This is a genomic window from Bacteroidales bacterium (assembly GCA_041671145.1).
GTDB lineage: Bacteria > Bacteroidota > Bacteroidia > Bacteroidales > JAHJDW01 > JAQUPB01.
The window spans coordinates 20197-43411 of the sequence record JBAZBZ010000018.1 but is presented as its reverse complement, the minus strand read 5'-3'; the positions used below and the strand labels follow the sequence as shown (position 1 = coordinate 43411).

At 32.3% G+C, this 23215-nt stretch carries 15 protein-coding genes; 3 read left to right on the top strand and 12 right to left on the bottom strand.

Features of this window, described 5'->3' with window-relative positions; translation table 11 throughout:
• Positions 1-61: 61 nt before the first annotated feature.
• The 4 genes from sprA to WC223_07610 form a co-directional block, all read right to left on the bottom strand.
• A complete protein-coding gene (gene sprA / locus WC223_07625; GenBank protein MFA6924110.1) occupies positions 62-7321 on the bottom strand; it encodes a cell surface protein SprA in 7260 nt (2419 codons plus the stop codon).
• Between the two features lie 108 nt (positions 7322-7429).
• Positions 7430-8014 carry a Holliday junction branch migration protein RuvA gene (ruvA, locus tag WC223_07620; protein MFA6924109.1) on the bottom strand — a complete coding sequence of 195 codons (585 nt, stop codon included), beginning with the start codon at positions 8012-8014 and terminating at the stop codon, positions 7430-7432.
• Positions 8015-8162: 148 nt separating this feature from the next.
• Complete coding sequence (locus WC223_07615) at positions 8163-9620, bottom strand: NADP-dependent malic enzyme (GenBank protein MFA6924108.1); 1458 nt, start codon at positions 9618-9620, stop codon at positions 8163-8165.
• A gap of 231 nt (positions 9621-9851) precedes the next feature.
• Positions 9852-12038: a YfhO family protein gene (locus tag WC223_07610; GenBank protein ID MFA6924107.1), complete on the bottom strand. Its 2187-nt coding sequence runs from the start codon at positions 12036-12038 to the stop codon at positions 9852-9854.
• A 243-nt stretch (positions 12039-12281) separates the two neighbouring features.
• On the opposite strand from WC223_07610, the gene WC223_07605 reads away from it, so the two are divergent.
• On the top strand, positions 12282-12923 hold the full coding sequence (locus tag WC223_07605; GenBank protein ID MFA6924106.1) for an HAD family phosphatase: 642 nt from the start codon (positions 12282-12284) through the stop codon (positions 12921-12923).
• A 98-nt stretch (positions 12924-13021) separates the two neighbouring features.
• On the opposite strand, the gene WC223_07600 is transcribed toward WC223_07605, so the two are convergent.
• Positions 13022-14002: an acyltransferase gene (locus tag WC223_07600; GenBank protein MFA6924105.1), complete on the bottom strand. Its 981-nt coding sequence runs from the start codon at positions 14000-14002 to the stop codon at positions 13022-13024.
• 35 nt (positions 14003-14037) lie between these two features.
• Here WC223_07600 and WC223_07595 point away from each other — a divergent pair, with 35 nt between their 5' ends.
• Complete coding sequence (locus WC223_07595; GenBank protein ID MFA6924104.1) at positions 14038-14556, top strand: hypothetical protein; 519 nt, start codon at positions 14038-14040, stop codon at positions 14554-14556.
• A gap of 22 nt (positions 14557-14578) precedes the next feature.
• On the opposite strand, the gene pepF is transcribed toward WC223_07595, so the two are convergent.
• The 7 genes from pepF to WC223_07560 all read right to left on the bottom strand — a co-directional run bounded on the left by pepF (position 14579) and on the right by WC223_07560 (position 22719).
• Positions 14579-16501 (bottom strand): oligoendopeptidase F, encoded by a 1923-nt coding sequence (pepF, locus tag WC223_07590; protein MFA6924103.1) that lies wholly within the window; start codon positions 16499-16501, stop codon positions 14579-14581.
• A 162-nt stretch (positions 16502-16663) separates the two neighbouring features.
• A complete protein-coding gene (locus WC223_07585) occupies positions 16664-17998 on the bottom strand; it encodes an ABC transporter permease (GenBank protein MFA6924102.1) in 1335 nt (444 codons plus the stop codon).
• A gap of 5 nt (positions 17999-18003) precedes the next feature.
• On the bottom strand, positions 18004-18930 hold the full coding sequence (locus WC223_07580) for an ATP-binding cassette domain-containing protein (GenBank protein ID MFA6924101.1): 927 nt from the start codon (positions 18928-18930) through the stop codon (positions 18004-18006).
• 82 nt (positions 18931-19012) lie between these two features.
• Positions 19013-19270 carry a zinc ribbon domain-containing protein gene (locus WC223_07575; GenBank protein ID MFA6924100.1) on the bottom strand — a complete coding sequence of 86 codons (258 nt, stop codon included), beginning with the start codon at positions 19268-19270 and terminating at the stop codon, positions 19013-19015.
• Between the two features lie 41 nt (positions 19271-19311).
• Positions 19312-20451 (bottom strand): molecular chaperone DnaJ, encoded by a 1140-nt coding sequence (gene dnaJ, locus WC223_07570; protein MFA6924099.1) that lies wholly within the window; start codon positions 20449-20451, stop codon positions 19312-19314.
• A gap of 65 nt (positions 20452-20516) precedes the next feature.
• Positions 20517-21137 carry a nucleotide exchange factor GrpE gene (locus tag WC223_07565; GenBank protein ID MFA6924098.1) on the bottom strand — a complete coding sequence of 207 codons (621 nt, stop codon included), beginning with the start codon at positions 21135-21137 and terminating at the stop codon, positions 20517-20519.
• Between the two features lie 121 nt (positions 21138-21258).
• Positions 21259-22719 carry a hypothetical protein gene (locus WC223_07560; GenBank protein ID MFA6924097.1) on the bottom strand — a complete coding sequence of 487 codons (1461 nt, stop codon included), beginning with the start codon at positions 22717-22719 and terminating at the stop codon, positions 21259-21261.
• A gap of 58 nt (positions 22720-22777) precedes the next feature.
• Here WC223_07560 and WC223_07555 point away from each other — a divergent pair, with 58 nt between their 5' ends.
• Positions 22778-23119 (top strand): translation initiation factor, encoded by a 342-nt coding sequence (locus tag WC223_07555; protein ID MFA6924096.1) that lies wholly within the window; start codon positions 22778-22780, stop codon positions 23117-23119.
• Positions 23120-23215: the final 96 nt, after the last annotated feature.

Here is a 23215-nt window from a genome sequence, read left to right as displayed (position 1 = left end):
TTCAGAAAATTCATTTCCCTGTCAGAATTAAAAATTCTGACAACAACAAGGAATAATGAAGTTATTGTGCAAGTGAAAATCTCAAGCTAATACCTGCATTGGTATTGGAGTTGGGAAATTGAGCCGAAACAAAAGGATTTGAAATTATCTTATCGAAGAAAAGTCTTATTGTTAATCGCTGACTTAGCTGATAATCGGCAGATGTATTTATTGATATAACTCTTTGACCGGAAGAAATCTGGTTTACATCTTCAACAATTTTACGCAAAGCAGTTTTATTTGTCCTTATGCCAACATTAGAAATTATATTCAAATCGCTTTTAAAAACTTTCTTTCTACCGCCGGCAGTAATTGGTATTTCAAGGTTTTTAAATCTGTAACCCAATCCGATTGAAATTTCATTACTGCTCAATTCAGTAATTTGGTTATTATCCAAGCTTAACGAAACATCGCGGGATTTTTTTATTTCAAATTTTGTGAGTATGCTATTTTGCCATGCCATATCTATACTAAACAAAGGAGCAAATTGTTCGGATATAGAAACGGCATCTATTTCATATTGCTGAACATAATTACGTACTGCATCTCTTGCCGATTCGAAGCCACTTTCCTCCTTGTATAGAATATTCGAGTTGAAAGAACCTATATTGTATGATGAGCGATAGGAATGCGCAAGTGTAAATGTTTTGAAGAGTTTTTTAAAGAAATCCATTTTTATCAAACCGTCATAAGTTATACGCCAGTTGGGCATCGGAATTGTTGGGAACAATGATTTTTCAACTTTTGAAGGGCTCTTGCCGGTGTATGCTGCAAGAAATGAACGAATAAGAACTTTTTGTGATGTCGCACCGTATCCATCAGGAAAACCTGCTGAATCTCTATCGCCATTCCAGTTTTTGTTACTCCTTGCAAGCTCATTAGCTATATCAAGACGATAATTCTTCAGGTTATTAAATACAGGAGACAGATGAGCTTTATTATCTTTAACAAAAGCGGTTTTCCATGTTAAAAAAGAAATGCTGAAATTTCCTGTTACAGTAGCAGGAGAAGATATATAAACATTTTCATTTGCGTTACCCAAAGTATCTCTGAAATTCTGCTGCAAATTCCGCGTATAATTGCGATTTGCAGTAAGCTCAATTCGCAGGTCACGCAACGGCTCAATTGTTGCCCTTGCACTAAAATTAGAATTATATCTTGTAGTAAACATTCCATAAAACATTGGGTCATTGCTCAGCCATTTTTTATCTGAGGCATACTTTGCGAAATCACTTCTTTGATTTCCGAAAATAAAATCAGTTCCGGGAGCCATTAAATCCCAATCCTGCCCTATAATATAAGTCTTTGGTTTGTATCCAGGGAGCTGCGTTCCAAAAGTTTCGGAATATGTAAACGAACCACTTTTAACTCCAAGCAGCATTTTTACAAATCCTTCAAAAATTATTTTTGCATAATTTATTTTTACCGTATCGGTTTTAACGGTATCCTTGTAATTTTTCAGTTTGGATTTATCTTTAACAATATTTTCTTTTTTTGTAAAATCCTTAATTTTCCCTTGTTGGTCTTTATTGTTTTGTTTCTGATTTAATTTTCTTAAATAGCCGACTTTATTGTATAAAGAATTCATATTGAAATTTCCGTTTATTTGTCTTGTATTCGAATTTTCTATTGTATTGCCGAGACTTCGTGCTGCTAACGGAGCTGCCTTCCAGCTATATGTTGCCGAATATCGTGCATTTGCGGTAATCCAGTTCAGTAATCCTATTTTGTTTATCGGAAGATTATAATTTACATTCAAATTATGATTGTAATCAGTAGTTCTCCCGAGATTTTTAATTGTGTCAAGTAAAGCTCTTTTGTATTTTTTATATTCTTCTTCGTTGCTTTTATCAATTCTGCCCGGTGGCTCATCTATCTGTGCAAGATTGTTGGCATTGAATTCGAGACCAAGTGATTTTGTGAGGTCATACTTTAGTGCATAAATTCTGCTCCATGTAAAATCTTTTTCAGGATAAACCGGAATTATAAGTTTTGCTTCTGAGTTATTTCTGTATGCCGATTCGCTGTACTTCCTGTCCATATCGGTTCGGAACGATAATAATTTAGGCATAAGGTAGAAATTAAAATCTCTCAGCAGTACTAAGGATTTTGTTTTTGATATAAATTTATTTTTTGCAAAAGGAGAATAATTCTTTGGGTTATTTATAAAATTATATCCTAATGCTCCCTTGTATGTTTTTTGAGTTGAATATTCTATTTCGTAGTTGTGATGTATTAATTCGGTATATGCATAAGTTACATCAATGTTTGAAATATCGTAAACGCGGGGTTTTGAAGTAGTGTTTACTTTATTTTTTTTAACATTTACAAAATTTATACTTTTACGTTTTGTATAATCCTGAATAATATTTCTGAGCGAATCTCTTTCTTTTTTGTTTTGATATGAATCAAGAGTAGCACGATATTTTATATCGGGGTCGAGCGGGTCATACTGTGGTTTTACGAATGTTTCGGAGTAATCAAAAAACATAGGTATTCTCAAACCGGTTTTTTCAGGGAAAAATTTTCCGAGTTCGAGATTTGTTGCAACATCATAAGAAATTGAATTTTCCTTGCTTCTTTCATCAAGCTTCTGTTCAATGCCTCCGAATCCTGCCGTTTTCACGGTTCCTGCCAATGCCAGACTTCCCAAATCGGCAAGATTGGTAGTAACCCTTGATGTTGCAGCCCACCCTCCTTGCTCATTCATATCAGTTAAACGCAGTTCATCAATCCATACTTCTGCACACTTTGATAGTCCATCATCGCCGCTGAAAGTTGCTAATTTTTTCGGATTTCTTATTCCTATCATTATTGTTTTTATACCACTTAAATTAGGCGTTCCCTTAACTGTAACCTTATTATTACCATCATAGAAAATAAATTGGTCGGATAAATTTTTTCCTGCATTTTGCCGTATTTCGATATTTCTTTGAAGCTTTGCATTGAGTAAAGTTTCCAGATTAATATCAAATCTGTTTTCTTCCGGCCAGATTTTCTCGGGGTCGGTAGTTCCCCATGCAGTTAATTTTAAAGGAATTTCATATTCGTAAAAATTGTTAACAAAATCGGTTCCCAAACGGATAAATACCGTTAAATCTCCATCTCTGAGCTCATCGCTTGTATTAACGGCTTCTGCATGAACAAACATATTAATTTTTTTATAATTTCTTACATCCAGATCGCTGGTTTTATAAATTGCTCTTGCATCACCATCCATCAAATTACAAACTTTAAGTGATAATGATTGTTCGTTCATTCTTGTAAGAGTGGTGGTCCCCATCATTATTTCCCTTTTAATATCGGGAGGTAAAACATAATTTATCGGAGTACGTTTCCCGTTTTCTTCAATATTAACGGCAGATAAATCGAAAGTTGTCAGATTTCCTTCATCAGTAGGAATTTTTTCGATAGTTCCAATTGGGTAATTATATTTTCTCCATTCGGTTCTTACAAGCTCGAGTGTAGCAAATCGTAAAACTGACATTTCGTGAAAATTCTTAAGGAAAATTCTCATAAATCGAATTGATTTAAAATCGCTGATACCTCCTACTGTTCTGTCGGGAGATTTAACCGGAATCTTAAACTGATACCATTTTACATTTGCTGTTTTATTATTTTTTAATTGCACAGTTGTATTTGAAATATCAGTTATATAATTTTTCCCGACTACCATTTCTGCCGGACGTAATTTTACTTTATACTGAAAATATCTTTCCGACATATTTAATGTGTTATCGCGGTTTATATCTTCAATGTCAGGCATTGTAGTTGCTGTGGTGGGATATCCGTCGGTGAAATGTGCCGAACTTGGTGAGTTGCCTTCCATTCCGTTAAATTGTTTGTATCTTTCAAGAATACTTTTATTCTGACTGTCAAAATCACTTCCCAAATAATAATGATAATCATCGTTTGAAGGGTCTTTCAATGCTTCGGTATAAGCAGTTGAGTTTGTTGTCAGGTCGCTTAAATAACTACTAAAAAAATTCACTTCATCTTTATCACCAAGCCCATCCAATCCGACATCCTGAAAATCTCTTGATTTAGGGTCGTTATCAAAAGTGTTTACCAACGGTTGATTTTTTGGAACTCTTCCCCAATCGGTAGTGCTATATTTATTTATTGTATCGGTTTCTGAAATAGGCAAACCGTTTTCGTAACTTTTTCTTGAGTCGTGCAATATATCTTCGGAAATATCTCCGAGGTTAAAATATAAATCACCACCATCATTCAATGGTTGCTGTGGTCCGGAGCCATCGGGGTCAATAAAAGGATCCATCACCCAGAATTCAATATATTCAACATTTGTAGCTTCAAAGTCGGTTGTTTCAATACTTCGCATAATACCTCCCCAGCGAGTATCGGGGGAATTCAACTTTCCGTTGGCATTAATACCTTTTGAATAAGGAGATGGTTTTGCGTCATAATTATAAGGACCTTTTTCATCAGGATAATATGCTAAATCGAACATCGCCATATTTATAGGCGTTCCGGTTTGATGGTCTTTATTAGGAAAAACTTCCGTTTCCAAAACTTCTCTGACGTAATGATTTGATTGCTGCTCAACATTACTGCTTATACTTTTCGGTGTTCTGCTTTCATTTATTAAAAATAAAGGGTCAATTACATACCACGCCAATTTTGCCCTGTTGTATCCATAAGCAAGTTTTGTATTAGGTACAGCTTCAGGAAACATATATGATTCTACTTGTCCCTGAGGGGTACTTGCAAGTTTCCATGTTCCATAAGACCTCAGGTCAATTGCCGACCTGCTTGCTTCAAAATCATCAATATATATTGTTCCGGTTTTGCCTATTGCATGTGCGTGACCGGGAATCAATTGTGCGAATTCGCCGGTTATCATTACTTTTGAAGGGTCTTTGGTGTCAATAAAAGGTATTTTATCAACTATCTTGGTTATAAGACGGGATTCTTTTTGATAAACACCATCAAGACCCCATATCGTATTTGAAATAGGGTCTTCACCGACATTAACTTTTTGCGTCAGAGGTTTCTCACTCAAATGCAATATGGTTCCTCCAAGTGTTAAATCACGGTTGACCTTATGTTCAACATGCATTCCCATTAATGTTTTTGTTTGCATTGCAAAAAGGGAATTGCTTTCAAGGGAGATTTTTATCGGGTTTCCTGAATTCAAAACACCTTCATTAATAATTTTAACTCTTCCAAGTGTGTAGTCAACGGTATAATCAACATTTTCGGTAAGCTTTAAGCCACCGCAGGTAACTACAACAGAACCTTGAGGGACGTTCATTGCATTTAATGAAATTTCCGAGCCGACAGAAGATTTGTAATTTCCACTCAGATAATATCTGTTTTTTTCGGGATATTGCTGTGCAATAGTTTTAGTAGAATCGTATAAAGCATTAAAAGCATATTTATCAGCAAAAGCAGGGTCGCCGATTTTATCTCTTAAAAATTTTCCGAATGGTTCAAGTATTGGGAAAAATATTCTTCCTGTACTTGATTGTATTGTTCCTCCCGAAGTAGCTGCTCCGTCAACAAAGTCGAAAACTCCGTCGGGAAAAGTATTTAGCTGGGTGTTCAGTCGGTCGAGATTAAAAACACCGATTAGAGGTATTCCGCTGAGTTTAGTTTCGGTAAAATATCCCATCGGAATTCCAAATTCGTCATTTGAATATAAAATATTTAACCGGAAATCCTGATTGTTGACCTGATATGCTCCTAAGGAATATACATTCCGCATCATTAATTTCCACATAGGTTTTACATTCGGATTTAATGATGAGCTTTTCAGAAGTTTTACTATAAGATTTTTTGGGGATGCGATGCCACCGTTTGAAAATTCACCAACCTGGTGAACTGCCGTATCACCAACAAGAGTATATTGATAAGCTACTGCAAGGACATCACCGGGGTTAAGTGTTCTGTTTAATGAAATAAAACCAAGACGCTGATTTAATGTATATTCGGTAGAAGATAATTTCTGAGCATTTTCAACTATTTCAAAATCATTTCCTGATACCAAATTATAGAGAGGTCCGGTTAATAAATTAAATGATGTATTTATATCTCGCAATCCTGACGGATTTATAACGGAAAGCAAATTATTCGAAGAATTTGAAGGAAGATTTTTTCCTGAAACACCTGTCCAGTTTGCATTATAAATATCAGAAGAATTGTTTTCCCCTAAATCCAGAAAAGCAACGATATTGCGGTTTTCGTTAACAGCTGCACCAATACTTGTAATCCAAACTTCAATTTTAGTAATATTTATTGCGGAGTTTACTATTGGAAGATTTGCCAATGCCTTTTCATAATTATTTCTGAAATATTGAGACAGGAAAAAGTGTTTATTTTCTTCATATTGGTCGGCTTTAAGTTCAAACTTGTTGGTTTGAGCTCCGCCCGAAACTTCTATTGTTGATGTTTTTCCTTTCTGCTGCGAAAAAACACTTGTTACAGTTGTTTTTCCAAATTGCAGTTGTGTTTTTATACCGAATAACGACTGGCTTCCTGTAATCAGTGTGCTGGTAAGAGGAAGAGTAACATTTCCTGCTTCAATTTTCTTTATTATTTCATCTTCTTTTCCTTCATATTCGAGTTTCATTTTATTTTCAAATTCAAATGTTGCTTCGGTATTATAGTTGGCACCAAGCTGAATTTTATCACCGATTTTAGCGGTAACGTTTAATTGAATTTTTTGCTGGTAGTCGAAGTTTGTTGTGCGGCGTTGTCGTACATCAAGAGAAGGGTCATCGCGGCGATTCGACTTTATACCAAAAATCATTTCTGCTGAACCCTGAGGTCTTATGTCAATAGTGCTGCTTCCGAAAATTCTGTCAAAAACCTGTCCTCCGATATTAATTTTAGGAATGAGCGCTTTACCTTGTGTAAACTCACTTTCAGCTCCTGCCCTTTCTTTCCAGTATTGATTTATTTGTTTATCATAGTCATAATTCAGAAATTCTTCAAACGTCATGTATGTAGGATAAGAATTTTTAAGCGAGTCGCCGATTTTTTGATAAAAATAATAACGCTTCGTGCTGTCATCGTAATCTATTTCTGTTTTTACATTTTTTGGATTTTTAAGATATAAGCTATTATCATTAGGATTAGAATATGGATTTCTGTTATCCCTGAAAGGATATTTCAATTGAATGGTATCTTTGTTTGTTGTGTCGGGAGGCGAAAAATATTTTTTGTTTGAATGGAGTACATTGGCATTTGATAGCATTACAGCAGCATATACCAATGTCATGCATGCAAAGTAAAAAGAATATTTAACAAAACTTTTCAATTTTATTAATTAAATTTTTTAAGGAAAAATTGCTTAATTGCTATAAGTCAACAATAAGCAGTATGCAATTAATAAAAGACAACAGTTTAACAATGTAACAATTTATTGTTATAAATTTTTAAGTGCCAGTTTTATTAATTCTTCAACAGTAATATCTTTTCTTTCAGTATTTGTAATTTTGTCAATAACTCTCTCGGCTTGATTTTTTACAAAACCGAGCATAATTAAAGCTGATAACGCCTCATCTCTGATAATATTGTTTGCGGTAGAAGAAATTTCACTAATAATACCATCTTTTTCGATTTTTCCTTTCAAATCCACAATTATTCTTTGAGCCGATTTTTCTCCTATTCCCTTTACGCGTTGCAATGCAGATACATTTCCACTGACAATTGCCTGTTGAACTTCATCGGTATTCAACGAAGAAAGAATTAATCTTGCAGTTGCAGCGCCTATTCCTGAAACCGAAATCAACTGCCTGAATATTCTCCTTTCTTCTTCTGTTGCAAAACCGAAAAGAACATGGGCATCTTCCCTTATTGCCAGATGAGTAAACAATTTACTTTTGTCGAGATTACTGATTTTAGTATATGTATTAAGTGTGATGTTAATAAGATATCCAACTCCATTGCAGTCAATAACGGCATAAGTCGGTGTTTTTTCAGCCAATCTGCCTTCGATGTAATTTATCATAGTATTAATTTTAATTTGGTTGTTAGTTGACAGTTGTCGGTATACTACGAGTTAATTTGTTTTTCAAATTATCACATTTTCAAAATATTTCGTTTCCGGCATCCAACTTTTTTCTTACGACTTGCTACTTGCGACTTTTGTCTTTCTCTTATTTTGCAACTTGCTTAATTGCCCAGTTTAATGAATCCTCAAGCATTTTTTGAGGAGGTTTCCCGATAAAGCCGTTTTCTACAAGTGAACTAGTCATGTCTCTGGCATAACTTATATCTTTTTTTGCTTTATTATAAGCTTCTTCTCTTGACATATTTATTCTTGCTACTCCGTCTTTAATCGCTTGCATTGCGACATCTGCTGCTTCTTCAGGAAATACTCCGGCTTCTTCCATATTAGGGACAATATTTTCGGAGTTTATTCCGCGTTTTTCGGCAAAACCTGCTAATGAGTGTGCTGCAGCTATTGCCATATTGTCGGTAATTTTTCTTGCTCTTACTAATAAAGCTCCTTTCAAAATTCCCGGAAAACCGATAGAATTATTAACCTGATTTGGGAAATCGCCTCTTCCTGTAGCAACAATATAAGCTCCTGCTTCTTTGGCGGCATAAGGATATATTTCGGGCACAGGATTGGCACAAGCAAAAACAATAGGTTTGTTTCCCATAAGTTTTATCCATTCGGATTTAATCGTATTTGGTCCCGGAGTTGATACTGAAATTAAAACATCTGCTCCTTTCATTGCTTCTTCCATTGTTGCAATATGATTTGGATTTGTGCTTTCACAAAGTTCCCATTTTCTGTAAAATCTTTTATCTGCTTTAATATCGGTTCTTCCGTTATGCAGAGAACCTTTTGTATCGAATAAAATCATTTTTTTAGGGTCGCCTCCGTCAGAAATTATTAATCTTGCTATTGTAGTGTTAGCTGCACCGGAACCATACATAACAATTTTTACATCCGAGATTTTTTTATTTGTAAGTTTCAACGCATTAATTAACCCTGCTAAAGTTACGCATGCAGTTCCCTGAGCATCATCATGCCAAACAGGAATATCACATTCTTCACGAAGAGCATCTAACACTCTGTAACAATTTGGTTGAGAAATATCTTCGAGGTTAACGGCTCCAAAACTATGCTGAGCCATCTTTACGAATTGTATTATTCGCTCGGGGTCGTTTTCTCCTTTTTCATTTTTACTGTCTATGCACAAAGCTACAGCATCAATGCCACCAAGATATTTCATGAGAAATGCTTTACCTTCCATAACACCAAGTCCACCCGGAGGTGTGCAATCACCATCACCCAGAACCCTTGTTGAATCGCTGACAACAGCAACAAAATTTCCGCGGTTTGAAAGTTCATAAGAACTATCATTATTGTCTCTTATGTTTGTTGATACTTTTGAAACTCCCGGTGTGTACCATACATTAAACCAATTGAACCCTAATACCGGTGCTTTGGGAACAGTTTGAATCTTACCCTCATAAAATTTATGAGCTTCTTCCGCTAATTTTTTTAAAAATAATGTTTTTGCTTTCGCAATTTGTTCCTGACTGAATTCTTCAGGAAATACTTTATTCAGATTGTCGAGTTTTATATTTATTTTTTCCATGATTTTGAAGTTTAGTTTATTATTTGCAATACTAATAATTTTATCAATAAAATAAAATAGAATTTTAAAATTTACTTCTGTTGTTTTTTTGGTATTGTTTTTTTGGTATAGTAATCTATTTTTTAAACTTTGTGAACTTTGCGAGAACCTTTGTGCTCTTTGTGGTAAAAAAAAGATAACCACAAAGTACACAAAGAAAATTTCACAAAGAACACAGAGAACTATATTTGATTAACAATACCGTTTTTTTAAAAGCAAAAATATTTTTGATAAAGCAAAATAGAACAATGTAATAATTAAAGAGAAAATACTTATGAAAGAACAAAGAATTACATTTTTTGGTTTGTATTCAAATATTATCTTATTCGTGCCTTCCGGAATTAGCAATGAAATTATGGAATGATTAGCTGTTATAATTTTACTTTCTTTTCCGTTCACATAAGCATGCCAGCCGCTATAATTATTTTGCAGCAAAACCAGAACCTGTGGCTGTGCCGAACATACTGAAACCGAGATTTTATTGGGGCTGAAATAATAAATAAATGCAGTATCTTCTGATGAATGTGATGTCTTTGTTTTCTTTATTAATTCATAGTCATTATTTGAAAAAAACACTTGGTCGCTTTTTAAATATTTTTTTTGTCTGTATTCTTTTAATGAATCATCGGAATGTATATTTGAACTGAGAAATACCGGTTTGTTTGATAAAAAGGAAAAATAAAAATCAGAATAATTATCTTGCAAATCGGTGTTTGTTTTCAACTGAAATGGATTATATCCATCGGATGCTATTTGCTTCCAGAAAATATTTCTGTTTTTCCAAAAAGGAAAAACATAAGTTGAAGTTGTGTCGGAATTTTTTATAACAAAATTATTATTCGGCAAAGGAAACCCATGCGGAAACTTACGCATATTTTTACTTATTTCTTTCAAGTCGGATTCATCATTAAACACAGTATATGCGGAATTTAGCTGAGTGGAAACAATTAGTTCAGATGCAACTAATACTGTTAATAAAACAAAAATCTTTTTGGAATTTTTTAAAATTATACTGAAAATAATAAAAATTAAAATAAAAAAAATCTGAATCAAACTCTGGAAAACTATGTGTTGGTTAATGTCTGTTCCTGCGGAAAATTTAAGTAATGTTCTTCTCACAAAGTAAATCAAATCTAAATCATTGCCTGTACTGCAAAATATAATGACAAATAGTAAACCTAATATCAATATTCCCCAAGAATATTTCAGGATTTTCAATTTATAAATATTTTGTTTTATAAAAAGTTCATTCAAATACCAGCCGGCAGAAATGATAAAACCTATTATAGCAAAAAGCCGGAATAAAGAAGGAAAGCGAAACATATTCATTAAAGGAATATATTTATATAAAAAAGTTCTTACGGGTAGATAATCGCCAACAGCGGCGATAAGAGAGAAAAAACCAAAAATCAGGAACAACCATATTAATGATGGTTTTTTGTAAAATATGGAAATCAGGAAAAATAAAAATATAAAAATTCCAAAATATCCGTTACTCATTGATAAATCGGTTTCATTGTATATTTCTTCTTTTACTGAAGCGAATGGGAGAACGAATGAAATAAAGCATTTCGGACTGAAAGGACAATACAATGCTTTTTCCAAATCCACTCCATTGCTTCGGGTTATGTATGGTAAGGATTCATAAATAGATACTATCAATCCCGCAGATAGCAGCGTAAATATAAGCACCGCCAGTAAATAAAAAATATATGTTTTGAAAATAATTTTATATTCCTTTTTATAAATGTGAATAACTGTTTTATAAATAATAAAAATTAAAATAAAGTAAAAAAGTATAAAGTAAAATGCAGGGTATCCGCCTGAGAACAGCAAGAATGAAAAGAATGCAAGTTTTATAGCATTTCTGAAAATTGTTTTTTCAGAAAGTTGAATAGCTGCTGCAATAACAAAAGGAATCCATGTACCGGAAATAATTATCGGGTAATGTTGAGCGTTTCCGATAAACACACCGCACAACATAAATGAAATACTTGTGAGCAGGCAGATTAACTTTTCAAATTTTAAAACACCTGATAAATAATACATTCCAACACCTGCTAAAAAAATATGTAAAATAAATTCAAACGACATGGAGTAAATGTTATAACCAAAAACAGTGCTTGTAAGCCATGTTATGGGATAATATATGCCGCTCAATGGGTCGGCATGAATAGGATAACCAATATTAAGATAAGGATTCCATAACGGGAAAAACCCACTTTTTATACATTCGCTTATATAGTAATGCAAAGGGAAACACTGCTCAATAAAGTCGTATTTAAAGGTATTTTGAAAAAAAGCAATTTGCCGGAATGCAAAAACGGAAACAATAAATATTAATAATAAGGGGAATATTTTTTCGAAAAAATGTTTCACGAAAATTACGTTTTTGATTTTTTACAAATTTAACCAAAGAAAAATAATAGTAATGTTTATTTTTGTATAAATTTTTGGTATTGTTAATCAAAATATAGTTCTCTGAGTTCTTTGTGAAATTTTCTTTGTGTACTTTGTGGTTATCTTTTTTTTACCACAAAGAGCACAAAGGTTCTCACAAAGTTCACAAAGTTTTAAAAATAGATTACTATACCAAATTAACAATACCAAATTTTTTAATTAATGAAAATCATACGCAATATAATTTTCGATTTGGGAAATGTGATTTTAAACGTTGATGTTAAAAGCACAGTGAATGCCTTTAATTTACTTGCTAAAAAAGATGTAAACTTTGAAAATATAGCAGCAAAATTCAAAGAAGAAAAAGTTTTTGATTTAATTGATGCAAATAAAATATCAAATTCTGAACTCAGAATTATATTGCGGAAATATTTAAGGAATAATATTTCGGATTCAGCGATTGATAAAGCATGGTGTGCGATGCTAAAAAATATTCCTTTGGGAAAATTTAATTTTCTGAAAAAAAATAAAAAAAAATACAGAACTTTTCTTTTAAGCAATACATGCGAATTGCATCACAAATGTTATACAAAATACGTTCAGAAAGAATTCGGTTTGAATTTATTAGATGATTTATTTGAAAAGGCATATTATTCATTTAAAATCGGGATAACAAAACCAAATCCCGAAATTTTCAAACTCGTGCTGAATGAAAACAATCTTATTTCGGAAGAAACCCTTTTTATTGACGATGTTGAAGTAAACACTGAAGCAGCATGTAAACTTGGAATTAAAGGATATTTATATAAAGAGAATGAGGAATTTGAAAATATTATTGAAAAAATATCGAATATCGAACACTGAATTTCGAATGTCGAAGTAAATAGTTATTATGAAAACTTCAACATTCATTATTTTTTGTTTTTTTAGATAACCTCTGATAATATTGCAATTAAGTAATTTCAAACAAGCAAGTTGCATCCTCTGATATCACTGTTGTCAATGCGACCTGTTACTTCAAAGGTTTCGTTGATGTGGAAAATTCCCGAATCCTGCGTTGAAATGAAAGAACATGAATATATGTTTGCAAGGTCAATAATATTTATCCCACCTGTTTTTTCTTTTATTCCTATGTTCATCGGGTCGTTTATGTCTCTAATTAAAACCTTCATCCATGGTGGACTTTCAAAAATGCCATCACCTTTTGAATATGCCTGCGACAATAGTTCTGTCATTCCGTATTCGGAATGAATTTTATTGACGCCAAAACTTTCACAAAGTTTATTATGTAGTTCTTCTCTTATTATTTCCTTCTTTCTGCCTTTCATTCCGCCTGTTTCAATGACAACTGTATTTTTAAGTTTAATTTTATGTTCATCAGCAAAATCCATTAATGCATAAGAAACACCAAAAAGAATTACTTTTTTATTTTCTGCAATTAACGAATTCAGCTTATTTGCAAGTTCTTCGGTATTGTGCAAATAAAACCCATTATTTTTATTTTTACTTAATTCAATAAGTTTTTTTACCATGTACACTAGCGATGAATCCTGTCGTTCGAGATATGAAGGCAACAAAGCAAGAATGCAGTATTCTTCAATATTTCCATAAAATAATTTAAAACATTCAAGAAAACTTTTTTCGTAAATTAAAATATTTTTAATGTAATGCTTGCTTCGAGAAATACTGCTTGTTCCGCTGCTTGAAAAAACTTCCTGAAATGAATCATCACCTGAAATAATTTTAAATTCCTTAAAAAATTCTACGGGCAAAAACGGAATGTTATTTATATTTTTTATGTCTGAAATATTAATTTTCAGATTGTCAACAAAACATTTATAAACTTCGCAATTATGATATTGAAATTTGAATACTTCAAATGCCAAATCAGCAAAACATTTTTCATCGGTTATTTCGAAAATTCTTTTTTCAAGAGCTCTCATTAAAATTGTAAAATTTGTTATATATTTGTAATGCAATGAAATTTATTTCAAAAATAACATTATTTGTTTTAATAGCAATTTTCGCTGTTTCATATTTATCATGCAAGAAGCCTTCAGCATATCCTTCCATACCGGCAATTGAATTCAGAAGTTTTGAAAAAATACCGAATGAAACTAAAGTTGACAACAATGGTTTGCTTACGATTTCATTTACCGATGGAGATGGTGATTTGGGACTGAACCCTTCTGATACTAATCCGCCATTTGATAATAACGGACCAAATTATTTCAATTACTTTATGAGATTTTTTGAAAAGCAAGATGGTAAATTCGTTGATATTACCGATTCGCTCACGCTACCACTTAATTCAAGATTTCCGCGAATTGAATCAAAAACAAAAAATAAATCGCTTAAAGGATATATTGAACTTGAAATACCCATCAATAATCCTTATTCATCTTTTGACACTATTAAGTTTAATGTATATATTACTGACAGGGCTTTGCACAAAAGCAATACTATTACGACTCCCGAAATTATAATTAATAAATAATAACAACCAAACCACGAACATTTTAAATCTTTCCCTGCTGTTTTAATTTTTCGTAAATTTTCTCCATTTCTGTAACGAGCTCGTCAACTCTTTTCATTGCTGCTTCATACGGAGCAGGAGTTGTCATATCAACGCCTGCTTTTTTAAGAATATTTAAAGGATAATCGCTGCCTCCGGTTTTTAAAAATTCGAGATAGTGGTCTCTTCCATTAACGGTGTCTTTTAAAACCATGTCGGTTAATGCAAGTGAAGAAATTATACCGGTGCTGTACTGATAAACATAAAAGCCGCTGAAGAAATGTGGTATTCCGCTCCATTCATTCTTGATATAATCACCAACTTCGCAAACTCCCAAGCTGTCGCCATAATATTCTTTTGTTAATTTCAGATATTTATTATCAAGCCATTCGGAAGTGAGTGATTGTCCTTCTTCAACTCTGCGATGCATTGCCAAAACAAATTCCGAAAATAATGTTTGACGGTAAAGTGTTGCTCGCACATTTTCCAGATAGTTATCAAGTAAATACAATTTGAATAAATCATCAGTTTCAGTATTTATTAAATATTTAATAAGCATGTTCTCATTGAATGTAGAGGCAATTTCAGCCAGAAATATTGCATATTGTGAATTTGCATAGGGCTGTGTTTTATCAGAAAAATATGAGTGCATTGCATGACCAAGTTCATGAATAGTCATGGAAACGCTTGCATAATCTCCGTTATAATTAATTTTTACATAAGGATGAACTCCATATAATCCCGAACTATAAGCACCGTTTTGTTTTCCTTTGTTTGGGTAGATGTCAATCCAGCGATTATCAAATGCTTTTTTTAGAGCATTTGTATAGTCATCGCCCATAATTTTCATTACATCAAGAATAATTTTTTTTGCATCATTGTAAGTATATTTTTTTTCAACTGAAGGCACTGCGGAAGTATAAATATCTTCGTATCTGAATTTATCGAGTTTCAACAATTTCTTTTTTAAATCAATATAACGATGCAGTGGTGTAAGGTTACTTCGTACCGATTTTATGAGCTGATAATAAACCGTTGTGTCAATGTTATCATTGAAAAGTGCTGAACTAAGGCAACTTTTGAAGTCGTGAATTTTTGCCGAGAAAAAATCCTGCTTAATATTACCATTCATCAAAATAGAAAAAGTATTCTCAAACTTTTTCATATTATTCCAGTATGTTTTCATAACCAAAGCTCTGTCGGAAGCATTTTTCGAATTGCGGTATCGTGCATAGTTTGCAGCATTCAATGTGATTTTTTGTCCATCATTGAGAGTAATTTCAGCTCCCGGAATTTCAAGATTATTGAGCATACCTGATGCGCTGCCCGGAACATTTGTAAACAATCCTGTTAAGGAATAAATTTCTTGTTTGTCTTTCGACAAAGTGTGATATTTAGTTCTCAATATGTCATTAATTAAAAAACTATATGGTTCAAGTTTGGGCTCGGCTTTCAGATATGAATTGAATTTTTCTGAACCCAAGGCAATAATATCAGGATTATAAAATGACATTTTGGAGCTGTAGCTTATAAATACAGATTGCAATTCGCCTTTCATGGTTTGAAAATACTGATTTCCGATATCAACATCGCTTTGACGTTGTGCATAAGATGAAAGTTTTTCGGCTTTTAAATTTATTTCATTGTTTAAGTTAAGCAAGGCAAGCATTTTTTGTGCAGATGTTGTCCAATCTTTTGAAAAAACATCAAGTTTGTCAATAAGATTTTTTTCTGCATTCAAATCTGCTTTAAAATATTCATAAGTGGGGTAAATGTCATCAACATTCCATGTAAATTCGCGTGGAATATCTTTTCGTTCGGTGGTTGCGTAATTTGGAATAATTTTTTCCGTTTTCTTTTCCTGACTATTTGCAAACATAGGAAATACAAATAATCCAGCAAGCAATATTTTTTTTGTTTTGAACATAGTTGAATGTTTTAAAAATTATAAATAATAAATTTTTGGAAGTGCAAATGTATTTAAAAAATAATAGTTGGAAAAATATTTTAATCCGAAAAATAGTTCTAATAATACGAAACATCAAGTATCGAAGTAATAAGCAACAACATACCGAAACTTTAAGCTATTTCAATAAGTCAGCCATTTCCACAATTCTTTGTAACTGATTTTTTTGCCGTACATGAGTATTCCTGTGCGATAAATTTTTGCTGCGAACCATGTTGTAAAAAGAAAACCAAGCACAAGTATAATCATAGAAGCTGCAACTTGATAATAACTTACCCCAAAAGGAATACGGAGCATCATTATAACGGGTGAAGTAAGCGGGAACATCGAAAGCCAGAATGCAACAGGTCCGTTCGGATTATTAATTACAAATTGCGACATTATTACTGAAAATATTAACGGAATTGTAATAGGCGCCATAAACTGCTGAGTGTCGGCTTCGCTGTCAACAGCTGCTCCGATTGCTGCAAATAAAGCAGCGTAAAGCAGGTATCCGCCTAAGAAAAAGAAAATAAACAAAATTATCATCACTGCAAAATTAATTGAGGCAATGCCTTGCAAAATATCATGTGTTTTCTGGAGTTGGTCAATATTTTGCATTGTCATTTGTGAGGATTGCGGATTGCTCATTACTTCCTGCATTTTACTCATATCAAAAATATTCGGAAATGAAAATTTAAAAAAAGTAATTATTGTCAATGTGAGGATTATCCAAAGACAAAACTGTGTAAGTCCAACCATCGCAATTCCTAAAATTTTGCCCATCATAAGTTGGAATGGTTTAACTGACGAAATAATCACTTCAACAACTCTGCTTGTTTTTTCTTCAATCACACCACGCATCACCTGTGCTCCAAACATGAATATGAACATATAAATCAATATTCCCGAAAAAATTGAAAGACCGGTACTTATTTCCGAATTGCTTGATTCTTCCTTTTTCCCGTGTTCTTTAAGCAATGTAGTTGTTATGTCAACTTTCATTTCTATTGATTTAAGAACGTTAGGGTCTATTCCTGATGCTTCAAGTTTGGCGGTTTCAAATTCTTTTTTTATTGCATTTGCAATAAACATTTTAATGTTCAAACTTGGCTGATTACCGGAGAAGAGAATAGGATTTATGGGATGGTTGTATGCTGCCTGATTATTGACGATTGCTTTCGGAACATACAACAAAGCATAATAATTTGAATTAAGAAATACTTGTTTTGCAGTTGTTATATCGGATATTAAATAATCAAACTTTAGGTTATCGGTTTGAGGCAGTCGCTTGTAAATCATCCCTGTTTCATCAACTACGGCAATTGTTTTTGTTTCATCACTCATCTGTGCAATGAAAATAGGAACAATCATGAGCGATGCCATTAAAATAGGTCCTAATATAGTCATTATGATAAATGACTTTTTTCTAACTCTTGTGAGATATTCACGTTTTATAATCAATAAAATTTTATTCATTTTTATTAGTTTGATATTTTATCATTTTCAACTCTTTGAATAAATATTTCATTCATGCTTGGTAAAATTTCTTTGAATGATTGAATTTGAATATGAGGAAGCAGCAATTGAAGCATATCATTTGTTTTGCTATTATTCTTCAGTTTTATTTTAACAAAATACAAACCATTGTTATTAGTGGTTTCAAGAATTTCAATATTATTATTTTCTATGCGGTTTATTTCTTCTTTTTCACCTTTATATGAAATTTCAAAAATATTTGATTTGTATTTTTGTTTGATGTCAGTAACAGAACCTTCAAGTATTTTTTTTGCTTTGTTGATTAATGCAATGTTATCGCACAATTCCTCAACTGAAGCCATATTGTGAGTTGAAAAAATAATTGTAGCTCCTTTATTCCGGAGATTTATAATTTCATTTTTAATGAGATTAACATTTATGGGGTCAAAACCACTGAATGGTTCATCAAAAATCAGCAATTCGGGTTCGTGCAATACTGTTATTATAAATTGCACTTTTTGTTGCATGCCTTTGGAAAGTTCTTCAATTTTATTGTTCCACCATGCCTGCAATTCAAATTTTTCGAACCAGTATTTTAATTTCATCAAAGCATCATATCTTGTTAATCCTTTCAGTTGTGCAAGATATAATGCCTGCTCCCCGACTTTCATTTTTTTATATAATCCTCTTTCTTCGGGTAAATAACCTATTGCTTCAATATGTTTTTGGTTGAGTTTGGCACCTTTAAAAAACAATTCACCACTGTCTGGTCCGGTAATCTGATTTATTATTCTTATAAGTGTTGTTTTTCCCGCTCCGTTGGGACCAAGCAATCCGTAAATATTTTTTTCGGAAACAGAAATACTTATATTGTCAAGTGCTTTAAATCCTCCGAATTGCTTGGTAACATCATTTATTTTTAATAGTTCCATATTTTTTGTTTTAAAAATAAAGCTTCACATAAGCAATTATATGCAAAATGTAAAGCTTTATTATTAATGGTTAACGATGAATTCAGAAGACATTTACTTTACTTTTATTCCAGCGTTCTAATTTAGAAATTCCATTTGTAAAATTATCAACAAATGCTTTTGCAACGCCCATTTTCTGCATTCTTTCTTTTATAATTTTTTTCATTTCATTAGCAGTCATATCCGGATTTTTGAATTTACCGTTTTCATAACAATGATTACAATAAGTTGTTTGTGCGTTTTTGTTTGTTGAAGATTCAACAGGTAACCCACAACTTTGACAGGTTTTAAGGTTTTTCATTTTTGTTAATTTTTAAAAGTAACATACAAATATAAAAAAAATTACTCAAAGAACTCTCTCATTTTGTCAAAAAAACTTTTATCCTTATTGCTTGGATGAGGTTTGAAATTTTCGGAGTTTTTTAGTTTTTCCAGAATTTCTTTTTCTTCTTTACTTAAATTCTGCGGAACCCAAACATTTATATTTACGAGCAAATCGCCTTTTCCATATCTGTTTAAACTTGGCAATCCTTTTCCTTTAAGACGCAAAACCTTTCCTGGTTGTGTTCCTTGTTCAATTTTTATTTTTGCATATCCTTCTATTGTAGGTATTTCAATTGTAACACCGAGAGCAGCATCGGAAAAACTTATGTAATGGTCGTAATGCAAATTGCTTCCGTTTCTTTTAAGCTGAGGGTGTTCAATTTCTTCAACCAGAACTAATAAATCACCGGGAATGCCGCCATGATTTGCCGCATTGCCTTTTCCGCTCATTGATAATTGCATTCCTTCACTAACGCCTGCGGGTATATTTATCGAAATTATTTCTTCACCTCTCACCACTCCTTCGCCATAACAACTTTTACATTTGTCGGTTATAACCTTGCCTTCTCCGTTACATTGCGGGCAGGTAGATGTGGTTTGCATTTGTCCTATTATTGTGTTTGTAACTCTTATTACACTTCCTGAACCGTGACACATTTGGCAAGTTCTGTGGGAATTGCTGTCTTTTGCACCACTGCCACCACAAGCAGGACAACTTATATTTTTGTTTACTTTTATTTTCTTTTCTACACCTTTAGCAATTTCTTCAATAGTAAGTTTAACTTTAACTCTGAGATTTGAACCATGGTTAACTCTGCGATTTCCTCTTGAAGAATATCTTGCTCCTCCTCCAAATCCCATGCTTTCAAAAATGTCACCGAAATGGCTGAAGATATCATCTGTTGACATATTAAACCCGCTTTCAAAACCTCCGCTCATACCCGAATGTCCAAATTGGTCATATTTATTGCGTTTCTGTTGGTCATTAAGAACATCATAAGCTTCGGCAGCTTCTTTGAATTTTTCTTCAGATTCCTTGTTATTTGGATTTCTATCAGGATGATATTTCAGCGCTAATTGTCGATATGCTTTTTTAATTTCCGTTTCAGAAGCATTTTTTGATACACCAAGCACTTCGTAATAATCTCTTTTTGTCATATTAAAATTCTTCTATTTTTTAAACTTTAAGTACTCGAAGTACTTTAGGCACTTTAAGTACTTATTTATACTGCCACTATAACCTTAGCATACCTGATAATTTTGCCATTGAGTGTATATCCTTTTTCAATCACTTCAACAATTTTACCTTTCATGTTTTCGTCAGTTGCGGGAGCATTGCCAATAGCTTCGTGAAAATCGGTGTTAAACTCGTTGTTCTTAGTTTCAATTTCTTTTAAACCTCTTTGAGTAAGAGTATTTTTAAACTTATTATGAATGATACCAATTCCTTCTTTAATTGGTTTTATATCATTTGTTTCTTCGGTTGATTTATTAGCTCTTTCAAAATCATCAAGCAACTGGAGCAGCAGACAAATCAAATCTTCGTTAGCACATCGTATGGTATCTATCCTCTCTTTTACCATACGTTTTTTATAATTTTCAAATTCCGAATATAACCGCAAATATTTGTCATTTGCTTCTTCAAGTTGTTTTTCGAGTTCGGAAATTTTTATTTTTATTTTTTCTTCTTCTGTAATAAATTCTTCTTCAGTTTGCTCTGATGTAGTGGTGTTTTCATTAATAGGAGTATTTTCTGTTTCTTGCATATCATTTTTTTTATCAATATTTTCTTCATCGGGATTTTCCGGATTTTCCTGATGCTTTTTCGTATTTTTGGATTTCATCTTTTTATTAAATAAATTAAAGTTCATTTATGTTTTTTAAAATTTTTGTCAAATATTTTGCCAATTTATGAAACAAGACAAAATGACAGCAATAAGCAGCAAAAATAATAAAAAGAAATTTTTATTTACTTATACTTTTCAGATATTTAATTTTTCTTTCTTCAGTTATTTCATAAACTCGTTGTCGCAAAATAAATAATCCGGCAACAAAAAATGGAATTGCAGGTATACGGTATCTCACTAAAGCTCCGAAGTTTGCAGTTGTTAATCCTACCGAAAATGCAAAAAATATTGCAAACAGGAAGGAAAATATCAAAATGGGTTCTGATGAAATTATTGAAATAGTTCTAAATGGTCCTACTTTGAAAAGCACCATTAATACAAAAATCAACATTACGGTATTTTCCAGAGCTGAAATAATCATCACAGGGTTCCGGGCTTCCCACAGGAAAGGTCTGAACAATCCCGCCGTTATTGCTACAGGAGCTTTTGTAAGCATACTTTGCATAGAACCGTCAAATTCACCTATATTATAATAATTACTACCATACTGTTCGCCTCTTATCAAATCCTGCTGTGTTTTTTGTGCTTTTTCAACTATTTTATCCATTGAAGAGTATGTTCCCATTTTACTCGAAAGACCAGATAGAAGAGTGCTAGTAGCAAAAAAACCAATACCAATAATAAAAGGACCAATGAGAACTTTTAAAAATCTACTTTTTATGCTTTTCAACCTGTTGAAAGAAAGCCAAATAATTGAACCAGGCATAAGTGCAAGAAAAATGTACGGTTTTATTGAAATAATAACATATACCGCCAGAACTAATCCCAAAATATTTATAAATAATTTTTTTCGCTCGATAAAAATTCTGTAGAAATTATGAGTATATAAGCAGGCAAAAGAAATAGTAAAGCTATCCTTTAATATTCCGGACCCCCAGAAAGTAACCGATGGAACAAATAAAACAGCAATTGCAAATTGTTTATATAAAGAAGGATTTATTTTACAAAATATTGTGTATAATTTCCACATCCCAAAATAAGTTAAGACATCAAGTAAGATAGTGGTTGTGTAATAATTTTTAAATGCCAGACATGTAACTGGACTGAGAAATCGAATTACGGCAAAAGTTTGAAAATCCTGCGCATAATAAATAGGCCAACTTGTAGTAATATCAAAATAAGAATAAGTTTCCCAACTGCTATCACCAGTGAAAACCAAGAAAAATCTGTAGAAATTTTTAAACATTAAATTCACTAATGCTTCACTGCTTCTGAAATAAGTAAAAGTGTCACCCTGTTCATGATAGTATAAATGAAAAATAAGGCAAAAAGCAATTCCTCCGAATATTTTTACAAATAAACCAGAAACAAAATATTTATATAAATGATTTTTATCGATATTTTTTCGTTCAATTGATTTTGCTACTGCATAAATCACTGTTAAATAAAACAAAATAATAATAATATCTAATGGTTGTGGAGCAAGTGAGCCAGCCCAAACATCGCTGGCATATAAATCCGATGCTGACTGCAAAAGAATCTGCGAATGAAATATTGTTAAAAATAAATTGACGGTCATTATTTTTATTAATTTTATCTTTAAATCAAAATTAGTGCAAATTTAACAACTAAATAATATGTTAAAGAAAAAAAATATTAAAGGGGTTGTATATTCAACAAATCCCGATTATAAATATGATATTGAACAAAACCCCAAATCAAATACTTTACCCGCAAACCAGCAGGATTTAAGAATCATGCTTGACAGAAAAAACAGAGGAGGAAAAGAAGTTACACTTATTACCGGATTTATCGGAACAAATAACGATCTGGAAGAATTAGGAAGATTTTTGAAATCAAAATGCGGTACGGGCGGAACAGTTAAAAATGGAGAAATATTAATACAGGGCAATTTTAGAGACAAGATTCTTGAATTGCTGATAAAAGCAAACTATAAAGTAAAGAAATCGGGAGGATGAAATAATTTGGGATTTAGGATTTTAAAACTTATCTGCAATTAAAAACAATTTTCTATTTAAATAAATTAAATTTGTAAAAACATTTATTTGATTTTT

Excerpts from the sequence above, each read along its gene's own strand:
- ruvA (MFA6924109.1), bottom strand. The coding sequence starts at position 8,014 with ATGATAAATTACATCGAAGGCAGATTGGCTGAAAAAACACCGACTTAT.
- WC223_07615 (MFA6924108.1), bottom strand. The coding sequence starts at position 9,620 with ATGGAAAAAATAAATATAAAACTCGACAATCTGAATAAAGTATTTCCT.
- WC223_07605 (MFA6924106.1), top strand. The coding sequence starts at position 12,282 with ATGAAAATCATACGCAATATAATTTTCGATTTGGGAAATGTGATTTTA.
- WC223_07600 (MFA6924105.1), bottom strand. The coding sequence starts at position 14,002 with ATGAGAGCTCTTGAAAAAAGAATTTTCGAAATAACCGATGAAAAATGT.
- WC223_07595 (MFA6924104.1), top strand. The coding sequence starts at position 14,038 with ATGAAATTTATTTCAAAAATAACATTATTTGTTTTAATAGCAATTTTC.
- pepF (MFA6924103.1), bottom strand. The coding sequence starts at position 16,501 with ATGTTCAAAACAAAAAAAATATTGCTTGCTGGATTATTTGTATTTCCT.
- WC223_07585 (MFA6924102.1), bottom strand. The coding sequence starts at position 17,998 with ATGAATAAAATTTTATTGATTATAAAACGTGAATATCTCACAAGAGTT.
- WC223_07580 (MFA6924101.1), bottom strand. The coding sequence starts at position 18,930 with ATGGAACTATTAAAAATAAATGATGTTACCAAGCAATTCGGAGGATTT.
- WC223_07575 (MFA6924100.1), bottom strand. The coding sequence starts at position 19,270 with ATGAAAAACCTTAAAACCTGTCAAAGTTGTGGGTTACCTGTTGAATCT.
- dnaJ (MFA6924099.1), bottom strand. The coding sequence starts at position 20,451 with ATGACAAAAAGAGATTATTACGAAGTGCTTGGTGTATCAAAAAATGCT.
- WC223_07565 (MFA6924098.1), bottom strand. The coding sequence starts at position 21,137 with ATGAAATCCAAAAATACGAAAAAGCATCAGGAAAATCCGGAAAATCCC.
- WC223_07560 (MFA6924097.1), bottom strand. The coding sequence starts at position 22,719 with ATGACCGTCAATTTATTTTTAACAATATTTCATTCGCAGATTCTTTTG.
- WC223_07555 (MFA6924096.1), top strand. The coding sequence starts at position 22,778 with ATGTTAAAGAAAAAAAATATTAAAGGGGTTGTATATTCAACAAATCCC.